Annotated in this window: 10 protein-coding genes; 9 read left to right on the top strand and 1 reads right to left on the bottom strand. The window is 42.6% G+C overall.

From position 1 onward, the window contains the following. The first annotated feature begins 54 nt into the window (after positions 1 to 54). From gyrA to dnaB, 7 genes are all read left to right on the top strand, one after another. Positions 55 to 2,628, top strand: a complete 2,574-nt coding sequence (gyrA, locus tag ACPBEH_RS07740; RefSeq protein WP_424348802.1) for a DNA gyrase subunit A — start codon at positions 55 to 57, stop codon at positions 2,626 to 2,628. Between the two features lie 236 nt (positions 2,629 to 2,864). Next, positions 2,865 to 3,161: a 30S ribosomal protein S6 gene (gene rpsF, locus ACPBEH_RS07735; RefSeq protein ID WP_011373725.1), complete on the top strand. Its 297-nt coding sequence runs from the start codon at positions 2,865 to 2,867 to the stop codon at positions 3,159 to 3,161. A 38-nt stretch (positions 3,162 to 3,199) separates the two neighbouring features. Continuing rightward, a complete protein-coding gene (ssb, locus tag ACPBEH_RS07730; protein WP_011373726.1) occupies positions 3,200 to 3,712 on the top strand; it encodes a single-stranded DNA-binding protein in 513 nt (170 codons plus the stop codon). 30 nt (positions 3,713 to 3,742) lie between these two features. After that, positions 3,743 to 3,982 carry a 30S ribosomal protein S18 gene (rpsR, locus tag ACPBEH_RS07725; protein ID WP_004265822.1) on the top strand — a complete coding sequence of 80 codons (240 nt, stop codon included), beginning with the start codon at positions 3,743 to 3,745 and terminating at the stop codon, positions 3,980 to 3,982. Positions 3,983 to 4,198: 216 nt separating this feature from the next. Further along, the gene (locus tag ACPBEH_RS07720) at positions 4,199 to 6,232 is read left to right on the top strand and encodes a DHH family phosphoesterase (protein WP_424348801.1); all 2,034 of its coding nucleotides are present in this window, start codon (positions 4,199 to 4,201) and stop codon (positions 6,230 to 6,232) included. Between the two features lie 20 nt (positions 6,233 to 6,252). Next, positions 6,253 to 6,705, top strand: a complete 453-nt coding sequence (gene rplI, locus ACPBEH_RS07715; protein WP_011373728.1) for a 50S ribosomal protein L9 — start codon at positions 6,253 to 6,255, stop codon at positions 6,703 to 6,705. Positions 6,706 to 6,835: 130 nt separating this feature from the next. After that, the gene (gene dnaB / locus ACPBEH_RS07710) at positions 6,836 to 8,233 is read left to right on the top strand and encodes a replicative DNA helicase (protein WP_016264316.1); all 1,398 of its coding nucleotides are present in this window, start codon (positions 6,836 to 6,838) and stop codon (positions 8,231 to 8,233) included. A 350-nt stretch (positions 8,234 to 8,583) separates the two neighbouring features. On the opposite strand, the gene ACPBEH_RS07705 is transcribed toward dnaB, so the two are convergent. After that, positions 8,584 to 9,924, bottom strand: a complete 1,341-nt coding sequence (locus tag ACPBEH_RS07705) for a nucleobase:cation symporter-2 family protein (RefSeq protein WP_011373730.1) — start codon at positions 9,922 to 9,924, stop codon at positions 8,584 to 8,586. Positions 9,925 to 10,291: 367 nt separating this feature from the next. Here ACPBEH_RS07705 and rsmG point away from each other — a divergent pair, with 367 nt between their 5' ends. Next, on the top strand, positions 10,292 to 11,032 hold the full coding sequence (rsmG, locus tag ACPBEH_RS07700; RefSeq protein WP_424348800.1) for a 16S rRNA (guanine(527)-N(7))-methyltransferase RsmG: 741 nt from the start codon (positions 10,292 to 10,294) through the stop codon (positions 11,030 to 11,032). After that, the gene (noc, locus tag ACPBEH_RS07695; protein WP_424348799.1) at positions 11,032 to 11,931 is read left to right on the top strand and encodes a nucleoid occlusion protein; all 900 of its coding nucleotides are present in this window, start codon (positions 11,032 to 11,034) and stop codon (positions 11,929 to 11,931) included. Before rsmG ends, noc begins: the two co-directional genes overlap by 1 nt. The last annotated feature ends 5 nt before the right edge of the window (positions 11,932 to 11,936 follow it).

Genomic DNA, 11,936 nt, shown 5'->3' with positions numbered 1-11,936 from the left:
GTTAATTGAATTAAATAACGCGTGAAAGACTGATTGAGAGGGGTTTATCGATTAATGGCAAACGAAATTGGCCAAGACGGTCGGATTGAAAACGTCAATTTATCTAAGACAATGCGTAAATCATTCCTGGAATATGCAATGAGTGTCATTGTTGCGCGTGCCTTACCAGACGTTCGTGATGGGTTAAAACCTGTCCAACGCCGGATTTTATACGGAATGAATGAATTAGGGGTGACACCCGAAAAACCTTATAAGAAATCCGCCAGAATCGTTGGGGACGTTATGGGGAAGTACCATCCACATGGTGATTCACCGATCTATGAAGCAATGGTGCGGATGGCACAAGAATTTAGTTACCGGTACATGTTAGTTGATGGACATGGTAACTTTGGTTCCGTCGATGGTGACGGGGCCGCTGCAATGCGGTATACCGAAGCGCGGATGAGCAAGATGGCCGTTGAAATGCTCCGGGATATCAATAAAAATACAATCGACTATGTCCCAAACTACGATGATTCAGAACGTGAACCCGCTGTTTTACCAGCACGGTTCCCGAACTTGTTAGTCAATGGGGCAACCGGGATTGCGGTCGGGATGACGACCAATATTCCACCTCATAACTTGGCTGAAGTCATCAGTGCCATCCATATTTTGATGGATAATCCTGATGCAACAACCGCCGATTTGATGGATGCTTTACCAGGACCTGACTTCCCAACTGGTGGGTTAGTAATGGGGAAATCTGGCATTCGTCATGCGTATGAATCCGGTAAAGGGACGATTACGTTGCGGGCCAAAGTCGATGTTGAAGTTAAGAAAAACGGGCGCGAACGGATTATCGTGACTGAAATTCCGTACATGGTCAACAAAGCAAAATTAGTCGAAAGAATTGCCGAATTAGCACGGGACAAGCGTCTTGAAGGGATCACCGATTTAAACGATGAATCCGATCGTGACGGGATGCGGATTGTGATTGATGTTCGCCGTGATATGAGTGCTTCAGTGATTTTAAATAATCTCTACAAACTCACACCATTACAAACCTCATTCTCATTCAACATGGTGGCCATCGTTAATGGTGCCCCAAAAGTCTTAAGCTTAAAATCAATTCTTGAACACTACTTAGTTCACCAAGAAGAAGTGATTCGTCGTCGGACTGAATTTGATTTGAAGAAAGCCGAAGCAAGAGCCCATATCTTGGCCGGTTTGCGAATTGCATTGGATCATATCGATGCTATTATTCAAATCATCCGGAGTTCAAAGACGGGCGATACCGCTAAAGTCTTGTTAATGGAACGCTATGAGTTATCAGACAAACAAGCCCAAGCTATTTTGGATATGCGACTCGTTCGTTTAACCGGTTTGGAACGTGACAAAGTTGAAAATGAATATAATAATTTGATGGCGTTGATCACTGATTTGAAAGATATCTTAGCCAAACCAGAACGCATTAAGAAAATCATTTATGATGAATTGTTAGAAATTCAAAGTAAATTTGGCGACAAACGTCGGACTGAATTATTGGTCGGCGAAGTCCTCAGTATCGAAGATGAAGACTTAATCGAAGAAGAAGACGTCGTTATTGCTTTAACGCATAATGGCTACATCAAACGCTTGCCAGCGAGTGAATTTAAAGTTCAAAATCGTGGCGGCCGTGGGATTCAAGGGATGGGTGTCCACGATGATGATTTCATCGAACACTTAATCTCAACTTCAACGCATGAAGTGCTCCTCTTCTTTACCAATACTGGGAAAGTTTACCGCGCTAAAGGGTATGAAATTCCAGAATACGGTCGAACAGCTAAAGGGATTCCAATTATTAATCTCTTAGGGATTAATTCGGATGAACGTGTTCAAACCGTGGTTAATATCGGTAAGGAAGTCAAGCCTGAACAAGCCTTGTTCTTCATTACCCGCTTAGGGACGGTTAAACGGACGGCCGTTGGCGAATTCGCCAATATCCGGAGCAATGGTTTGAAAGCATTGACCTTGCATGAAGATGATGAGTTGAGCAACGTCTTGATGACTGATGGTCAACAAAACATCTTTATCGGGACGCATAATGGTTACGCCGTTTCCTTCAGTGAAACAGCCGTTCGTTCAATGGGTCGGACAGCAGCCGGCGTTCGTGGGATTCGTTTACGCGAAGGCGACTATGTTGTTGGTTCTGACTTGTTGATTCCGGGTCAAGAAATCTTAGTGATTTCTGAAAAAGGTTATGGGAAACGAACAGCCGTTAGCGATTACCCAATCAAGGGTCGTGGTGGTAAAGGGATTAAGACTGCCAATATCACTGAAAAGAATGGTCCATTAGCCGGGATTGCAGCAGTAACTGGCGAAGAAGACATTCTCTTGATTACTGATACCGGCGTCTTGATTCGTTTCAAGGTGGCTAACGTGTCACAAACCGGTCGGGCAACACTTGGTGTACGCTTGATCCGCGTGGATGACGAAGCGAAGGTGGCAACAATGGCCAAAGTCGAAGCTGAACCAGATGAACCTGAAACACAAACTGCAACGACTGAACCAACAGTGCCAACTGAAAACGTGACGGACACTGGCTTAGCACAAGTTGATGATTTATTAGCCCGTGCTGAAGAGAATCAAAACGAACCAAATAACGACTAATTTAAAAAAATAAAAATCGTTTTTGCGTAATTACACTTGTAAGGATTAACAAGCGTGTTAGCAAAAACGATTTTTTTTAAGTTTGTATTTACGTGCTATTTATGATAGAATTTTATCTTGTGAGTATCTGTGATTTAGGCACAGGGTCTAAATCGTGAGGCTAATAGTAATATTAGTCAGTTACTCCTTGTTCTTACACAGGTAAGAACCTAAAGTCCATAAGGAGGTGAACAGTCATGGCTCAATCAAAATACGAAGTTACTTATATCATCTCAACAACACTTGATGAAGAAAGTAAAACAGCCCTTGTCAACCGTTTCGACGGCATCTTAAAAGACAACGGTGCTGAAGTGGTTGATTCAAAAGACTGGTCAAAACGTCGTTTAGCTTATGAAATCAACAATCAACACGAAGGCATTTACCATATCGTAAATGTTTTAGCTGATAATGATGAAGCTTTAAACGAATTTGATCGTCTAGCTAAGATTGATGGCGCAATTTTACGTCATATGATCGTTAAACGCGAAGACTAATTTTGAATTGTAATATTGAATAGAGGGGAGCTGACAGAATGATTAATCGAGTTGTACTCGTTGGTCGGCTAACACGCGATGTTGACTTACGTTACACTTCTAGTGGTGCTGCAGTTGGGACTTTCTCAATGGCAGTTAACCGTCAATTCACGAACGCTAACGGCGATCGTGAAGCAGACTTTATTAATTGTGTCATTTGGCGTAAATCAGCGGAAAATTTCGCTAACTTTACTAAAAAGGGCTCATTAGTAGGGGTTGATGGCCGTCTACAAACTAGAAATTATGAAAATCAACAAGGTCAACGTGTCTACGTGACTGAAGTGGTTGTCGATAATTTCTCATTGTTAGAATCACGGACAACAACAGAGCAACGGCAAGGTGATGGCGCAAGTCAGAACTTTAATAGTAATCAAAGCAATGGTAGCCAACAATCTGGATTTACCAGCCCTCAACAAACGGGTAACGCACCAGCCGCAAATAACACTCAAGCCGATCCATTTGCAAATAATGGTCAAGCGATTGATATTTCGGATGATGACTTACCTTTCTAAAATAAACTGTTTTGGAAGGAGGAACTTTCAATGGCTCAACAAAGAAGAGGCGGCAACCGTCGTCGTCGTAAGGTTGATTTCATCGCTGCTAACCACATCGAATATATCGACTACAAAGACACTGATTTATTGAAACGTTTTATCTCAGAACGTGGTAAGATTTTACCTCGTCGGGTATCTGGTACAAGTGCTAAAAACCAACGTCGTTTGACAATTGCAATCAAACGCGCACGGATTATGGGCTTATTACCATTCGTTACAGAAGACTAAAAATTAATTTTAGAGTCACCAACCAAGTTTCTTGGTTGGTGACTTTTTTAGTTTCTAAGAGGCGAACACGGGATTAAATTGCGGGCTGAGAGCGGTTTTTAATTGGTATTTGTGCTAGAATAAAGTATGATTCTTTAAGATTTAGTAAAGAACCAAGTTGTTCAAATCAAGATGTGCTGCCTAAAATACTTGTTTCTTTAGAGTTAAGGAGTTTACATGAAAAATAAAATTAAGCAATTAAAATTACCGCAGTTTCTAGATGATGCGCGCTTGCGGATGGTGGCCCTAGTCTTATTAGGGTTGACCGCCGTCAGCCTGATCTTTGCAGCGATGTTAAATTGGCTCATCGCTTTGATTTTGTTCGTGCTCTTAATTGGGACCTTAATCACCGTCTTGTACGCGATTGAGACGGTCACGGAAAATACTGCCAAGTATGTTTCGGATTTGTCCTACCGGATTAAACGGGGCGAACAAGAGGCCTTAATCAAGATGCCAATCGGAATTTTGCTCTACAATGAAAAAGGCGAAATTCAATGGACCAATCCTTATTTACAACAATACTTGGGGAATAAGGAAGTCCTTGGAAAAACGATTAAAGAAGTCGATCCGGAATTGGCCGAATTAGTCATCCAAAATGAAGACTCCAATGAAACCAAGCTCGTTCACTGGGGCGATAATCAATTCCAGATTATCATCCAAGAAAGTATTGGGGTGGTTTACCTTCTCGATATTACGCGTTATGCGGCGATTGAAGATCGTTATGAAGACGAACAGGTTGCAATTGGCCAAGTCTTTTTAGATAATTATGACGAAATCACCCAAACAATGGATGATCAAGCTATTTCTAATCTGAATAACTACGTCACTAACGAGCTCTCTCGGTGGGCTAATCAGTTCCAAATGTTCTTAAAACGGGTTGATGATGATCATTTCTTCGTCCTCGCCTACGCCAAGTCGCTCCATGCGGCTGAAAAAGAGAAGTTTAAGATTCTCGATGAGATTCGTGAAGAAACTTCAAAACAAAACTTCCCGTTAACCTTGAGTGTTGGCTTTGCCTATGGGGAATCTGATTTAGCCGTTTTAGCGACGACTTCTCAGAGTAATTTAGATTTAGCCCTTGGCCGTGGTGGTGATCAGGTGGTCGTTAAGGCCAACGATGGTCAAGCCCGGTTCTACGGTGGTAAAACGAACCCGATGGAAAAACGGACCCGAGTGCGTGCGCGCATGATTTCGCAAGCCTTGCAGGAAGTTTTCAAGCAGGTCGATTCAATCTTTGTCATGGGGCATATTCGGCCTGATATGGATGCGCTCGGTGCGTCCTTTGGGATTCGGCGGATTGCTGAAATGAACGGCAAGAAATGTTATGTCGTGGTTGATCAAAACAATATTCATACCGATATTCAACGCTTGTTGGAAGAGGTTAAGGGTTATCCGGAAATCGCAGTCGAAGTCCTTTCCCCTGAAGAAGCGGTGGAAAAGGCAACGGCAAATAGTTTATTAGTAATGGTTGATCATTCCAAACCATCGATTACGATGGCGCCTAAATTGTATGAGAAATTGGCGCAACGGACGATTGTGCTCGATCACCATCGTCGGGGGGAAGAGTTCCCAGAAAACCCAATGTTGGTTTATATCGAACCCTACGCTTCTTCAACGTGTGAGTTAGTGACTGAAATGTTTGAATACCAACCACAAAACGTGGCCAACATTAACAAGTTTGAAGCAACCACGATGTTAGCCGGGATTACGGTTGATACGCAGTCGTTTTCAATGCGGACCGGGACGCGGACGTTTGATGCCGCTAGTTACTTACGGTCTGTCGGGGCGGACGCCTCAATGGTCCAACATCTGTTAAAAGAAAACGTCGATAATTATATTCAAAAGAATCATTTGATTGAAACCATTGAAATGGTTGAGGACAATATGGCATTATGTATGGGGGAAGACAATCGCAGTTATGATCCCGTCATTGCAGCCCAAGCAGCTGATACCCTCTTGTCGTTATCTGGCATTGAAGCGGCCTTCGTTATTGTGAAACGCCCAGACGGCATGATTGCCATCTCGGCACGCAGTTTAGGGGACGTCAATGTTCAAGTGATTATGGAAAAATTGGGTGGCGGTGGTCACTTATCCAACGCGGCAACCCAATTGAAGGATGCGACGGTTTCAGAAGCCAAAGCTAAGTTATTAGCCGTTCTGGCCGAATTATTTGATCCAGAAGAAGCGGAAGAAAACGCAACTAACGATTAATTAAAAAGGTGGTAAACGTAATGAAAGTTATTTTTTTAGAAGACGTACGCGGTAAAGGTAAAAAGGGCCAAGTGAAAGACGTGCCAGATGGTTACGCACAAAACTTCTTAATTAAAAACGGTAAGGCTAAACCAGCCACAACAGCTGCTGTCAGTGCTTTAAAAGGCCAACAACACGCTGAAGCTAAGAATGCCGCTGCTGAATTAGCAGAAGCTAAGGTTTTAAAGACGAAGATTGAAGACGATAAAACAATCGTTGAAGTGAAGTCTAAAGCTGGCGAAGACAGCCGTTTATTCGGTTCAATTCCAAGCAAACAAATCGCACAAGCCTTAGAACAACAATACAAAATCAAAGTTGATAAACGTAAAATTGATTTACCAGAACCAATCAAAGCGCTTGGTTATCGCAATGTTGACGTCCGGATTCACCCAGATGTAACAGCGACAATCCGGGTGCACATCGTCGCAGAATAAATTTTTTAATTATCCAAAAGACCGTGATTGCAATCAAAGTCACGGTCTTTTATTATGGTGACAGGTTGTATCTGGAGAGAAATTTAAGTAAACTAGATGCAATAACGCAAACAAGCCAAAAGGAGATAAAATGGTGAATAATGAACTAATCGAACATACGCCACCGCAGAATAATGAAGCGGAACAGGCGGTTTTAGGCGCTGTTTTCATTAATAGCGACGCATTAGTTGAAGCGATGGAATACGTGACTGCCGATGATTTCTATCGTAAGGCGCACCGCCTAATCTTCGAAACGATGGTTGAACTAAATGAACGGGGCGAAGGCATTGATGCGGTGACAATCAAGAGTGAACTTGATGCCCGCAATCAATTGGAAGATATCGGTGGGATTGGTTATTTGGCTGAATTAGCTGATGCAGTGCCAACCGCAGCCAACGTGGTTTATTACGCGAAGATTGTCTCTGAAAAAGCGATGCTCAGACGCTTAATTCAAACGGCACAAAACATTGTCGCCAAGGGTTACGCGCAAGATGAAGATGTGACGGATATTTTGGATACGGCTGAACAAGAAATCATGGCGGTTTCTGAACAGCAAAATAAAGCCGGCTTCAAATCAATTTCGGACGTCCTAACCACGTCGATTGAACATATCGATAAGCTCTATCAAGAAGAGGAAAGTATTACCGGTCTTTCAACCGGCTATCCAGACCTCGACAAGATTACGGCTGGCTTGCATGAAGACGAATTGATCATCTTAGCGGCCCGTCCCGGGGTTGGGAAGACCGCCTTTGTCTTGAATATCGCACAAAATATCGGCAAAATGACCAACGAAAACGTCGCTATTTTTAGTTTGGAAATGGGTGCCGAACAACTGGTTAACCGGATGTTGTGTGCAGAAGGCAGTATTGATGCCAACCACTTGAGAACCGGTCAATTAGAAGAATCAGAATGGCAAAATCTGATTATTGCGATGGGCAGTTTATCAAAAGCCAACATTTACATCGATGATACACCCGGCGTGAAAATGGCCGAAATTCGGGCTAAATGTCGGCGCTTAGCGAAGGAAAAAGATGGTATTGGCCTAATCGTGGTCGATTACTTGCAACTGATTGAAGGTTCCGGCCAAGAAAACCGGCAACAAGAAGTCTCAGCAATCTCACGGCAATTGAAAAAGTTAGCGAAGGAATTACGGGTTCCTGTAATTGCCTTATCACAACTTTCTCGTGGCGTGGAACAACGTCAGGATAAACGACCAGTATTATCTGATATTCGTGAATCAGGCTCAATCGAACAAGATGCCGATATCGTCGCCTTCTTGTATCGTGATGATTATTATCGCGATGAACCAGGGGAAGACGGCGAAGATGGAGGCAGTCAACCAGCACCAGATCCGGAAAATGCGGATGTCGGTGAAGTCGAAGTGATTATTGAAAAAAACCGGGCTGGCGCGCGGGGCACGGTAAAGCTGTTATTCGTTAAAACCTACAATAAGTTTTCGTCGATATCGTATTCGCAAGGTGAATACTAAAAGAGTGCGTTTGAGACGGTTTGACTTTGAGCATTAGCACAGCTCGGTGAATAACTGCTGCAGGCAGTTGTTTGACGAGTGATGCTAAGCGCAAAAGTCAGTTTCAAAAAGCACATTTAAATCAAGAGTGCGTTTCAGGTGTTTATATTGTGAAGGCTTAACCTAGTACCGTGAATAAGCGACGCAGTCGATTGTTTGCGGGACGTAGTTAACCGCAACAATATGCCTGAAAAAGCACGTTTAGATCAAGAGTGCGTCGTAACCCTCAGGATATGGGTTACAGAACACATTTTAAATAGTACGAAAAAAGCGTCAGACAAAAATTAATTTGTCCGACGCTTTTTATGTGCTTATTGTTGATGTTTTGCTTCAATTAATGAGCGATAGTTAACGAGGAGGTTTAAGATCACCGCTGTTAAACTACCGACAACTAAGCCGTTACCCAGAATGGTTTGCACACTAGCTGGTAAAGCTTGTAGTAAGGTGGGGTGAATAGCAATCCCAAGGCCCATACCGATTGAAAGGGTTGCGACTAAGAGGTTGCGGTTGTCTTCAAGATCAACCTTGTGGAGCATTTTAATCCCTTGAATCCCAACAATCCCAAACATAACGACCATTGCGCCCCCTAAAACTGAGGTTGGAATAATCGTGGCAACCGCACCAATTTTAGGTAAGAGACCTAAGAAGATGAGGAAGAAAGCTGAATAGTAAACAGGTTTCTTTGTTTTGATGCCTGATAATTGCACAATCCCAACATTTTGAGAGAAGGTTGAATAAGGGAAGGTATTGAATAAGCCACCTAAGATTGCGGCTAATCCTTCAGCGCGGAAACCGCGCTTTAAGTCATTACTTGTGATGTTACGACCGACGATTTCGCCAAGCGCGAAGAAAACGCCGATTGATTCGATCATTGTGGTTAAGGCTGCCAATGACATAGATGCGATTGACGTCCATTCAAACCGTGGTGTACCGAAGTAGAAGAGTTCTGGTAGTTTAAACCAGCTAGCTTGACCGACTGGATCAAGTGACACCAAACCGACAGCAGCGCCGACTAATGTCCCACCGATAATGCCGATTAAAATTGCAATTTGTTGAATGAAGCCGCGGCCCCAAATGCTAAAAATTAAAATCAGAACAATCGTTGAAAAACCAGCGATTAAGTTTGGGACGCTCCCAAATGACTTAGCAGTAATATCGCCACCACCAAGATTTTGGAAGGCAACGGGAATTAAAGTGAAGCCGATTAAAGTAATTAATGAACCAGTAACGATTGGTGGGAATAACCAGCGTAAGCGGGCAACCACACCAGAAATTAAGAGGATGAAGACCCCAGCGCCGATAATACTACCGTACATGACGTCAATCCCTAATTGACTGTTAGTCCCGATAGCGGTTAATGGACCGACGTATTCGACCGCACAGCCTAAGACGACGGGTAAAGCAATCCCGGTTAAAGGTGTTCGTTTCAATTGGAGTAACGTGGCAATCCCACACATGAAAATATCGACAGAGACAAGGTAAGTCATCTGTGCGGCGTTAAAGTGAAGTGCTGCGCCGACTAATAATGGAATTAGGACGTCACCAGAATACATTGCTAAAAGATGTTGCAGGCCTAAAATGGCCGCTTTAATATGAGAAAGCTTTGGAGCTGGTTCAATAGTACGTGCTGAGTCGGACTGGAAATCTGCCACAGGTGTCCCTCCATATCTATAGGTTAAAATTTATTTAATATCCAGTTTAGCACACGCTTTGGGCGACTTCAATTAGAATATGACTAAAAAACGAATATAATAATCGCATAAACTAGCGATAGTTCGCCTTTAAATGATAGGGTAGTCGTCACATTCTGATAAAACTGCTTACTTACTGAATGTTAAAACGAATAACGCTGTAAAATGTTCCTAATATTCGGAAAAATTTGTTCCACATGAAACGGAATCGATTGATGGCCGTCCCTTGTTTTTTAGACTTACTTACGTTAAACTAAATTGTATACGTGAAACAATAAATGTTCCACAGATTCAGCATACAATTAAGCTAGTAATAAGAGGAGAAGCAATGACACCAAAGACATTTGTCGCGACATTGAAAGAACATCAAATTGATGTTTCACAAAAACAATTAGACCAGTTTGAGATTTATTTCGAACGGTTAGTGGCTACCAATCAAAACGTTAATTTAACGGCGATTACAGAAAAAGAAGCCGTTTATTTAAAACACTTTTTTGATTCGGTCGCACCAACCTTATACTTGGAATCATTGAGAACGATGCCCCTCAATATTTGTGATATCGGTGCCGGTGCCGGGTTCCCATCATTACCGATGAAAATCTTGTTCCCTCAATTAAAGGTGACGATTGTTGATTCATTAAATAAACGGATTCACTTTCTAGAAGAATTAGTAGCCGAATTAGGGTTAACTGATGTGTCACTCGTGCATGATCGGGCTGAATTATTCAGCCAAGTCAAGCGCCCGTATCGCGAACAATTTGATATGGTGACAGCTCGGGCGGTCGCCCCAATGAACGTTTTAGCGGAATTCTGTTTACCAGCTGTTAAAGTGGGTGGCCAGTTTGTCGCTTTAAAGGCGAGTCAAAGTGACACTGAATTAGCGGAAGCTGCTTTTGCAATTGAGACGTTAGGTGGTCAGTTAAAAGAAGATATCGCGTTTAACTTACCCGAAACTAACGATCCCAGACATTTAGTAATTATCGATAAGGTTCAATCAACCCCAGATAAATATCCACGGCGCGCGGGTGTGCCGGTTAAAAAACCATTAATGGCTAAGGAGGAGAAATAATGGCAATTTCATTTTTTGGTAAGAAAAAAGAAGAAACAAGTTCAAGTGTTAATCAGGTGGTAATGGTGCCCGTTGCTGCGATCGTACCGAACCGTTTCCAACCACGGAAGGTTTTTAATACCGATCACATTGGTGAATTGGCAAGCACCATCGAACAACATGGTTTATTACAACCAATTGTTTTAAGAGAATATGAAGATCAAAAGTTTGAAATCATCGCTGGTGAACGCCGTTTTAGAGCCATTCAAACCTTGAAATGGGCTGAATTACCAGCAATCGTTCAAAAGATGGATGATCATGAAACAGCTTCAATGGCCTTGATTGAAAACCTCCAACGGGAAGAATTAACGGCAGTTGAAGAAGCAGATGCTTACCAAAACCTTATGAAGTTAAACGGCTTTACACAAGCTAGCTTGGCTGAAAAAATGGGTAAGAGTCAATCATTCGTTGCTAATAAATTACGACTATTGAAGCTCTCACAACCGGTTCAAGAAGCCATCATGAACCATGAAATTTCAGAGCGCCATGGTCGGAGTTTGTTGAAATTAGATGAATTCAACCAACAAATGGTCTTACACCAAATCCTAGCGGAACAATTAACGGTTAAGGATACAGAAGCGCTAGTCGCTTCAATCATTAACCCAGAACCAGCCGTTGAAGAAGAAGTGGCGGTTGTCGAAGAAGAAACAGCAACCACTGAAGAATCAACAGAAACACCTAAAAAGGCTGGCAAGAAAAAGGCGCCTAAGAAAGAAATGACGACTGGTGACACGAAAGTGGCCGTTAATACCATCAAAAAATCAATTGAATTGATTGAACAAAGTGGGATTCCAGTTTCAGCAGTCGAAGACGATCAAAAAGACGTCTATCGGATCACAATCGAAATTCCTAAGAAATAGGGAGG

It is taken from the genome of Latilactobacillus parasakei (genome assembly GCF_049674265.1).
Taxonomy (GTDB): Bacteria; Bacillota; Bacilli; order Lactobacillales; family Lactobacillaceae; genus Latilactobacillus; species Latilactobacillus sakei.
The sequence above is the reverse complement of the archived record's forward strand: the minus strand, read 5'-3'. Positions and strand labels throughout refer to the sequence as shown.

Coding starts and splice junctions, on each gene's coding strand:
- gyrA (WP_424348802.1), top strand. CDS start 55: ATGGCAAACGAAATTGGCCAAGACGGTCGGATTGAAAACGTCAATTTA.
- rpsF (WP_011373725.1), top strand. CDS start 2,865: ATGGCTCAATCAAAATACGAAGTTACTTATATCATCTCAACAACACTT.
- ssb (WP_011373726.1), top strand. CDS start 3,200: ATGATTAATCGAGTTGTACTCGTTGGTCGGCTAACACGCGATGTTGAC.
- rpsR (WP_004265822.1), top strand. CDS start 3,743: ATGGCTCAACAAAGAAGAGGCGGCAACCGTCGTCGTCGTAAGGTTGAT.
- ACPBEH_RS07720 (WP_424348801.1), top strand. CDS start 4,199: ATGAAAAATAAAATTAAGCAATTAAAATTACCGCAGTTTCTAGATGAT.
- rplI (WP_011373728.1), top strand. CDS start 6,253: ATGAAAGTTATTTTTTTAGAAGACGTACGCGGTAAAGGTAAAAAGGGC.
- dnaB (WP_016264316.1), top strand. CDS start 6,836: ATGGTGAATAATGAACTAATCGAACATACGCCACCGCAGAATAATGAA.
- rsmG (WP_424348800.1), top strand. CDS start 10,292: ATGACACCAAAGACATTTGTCGCGACATTGAAAGAACATCAAATTGAT.
- noc (WP_424348799.1), top strand. CDS start 11,032: ATGGCAATTTCATTTTTTGGTAAGAAAAAAGAAGAAACAAGTTCAAGT.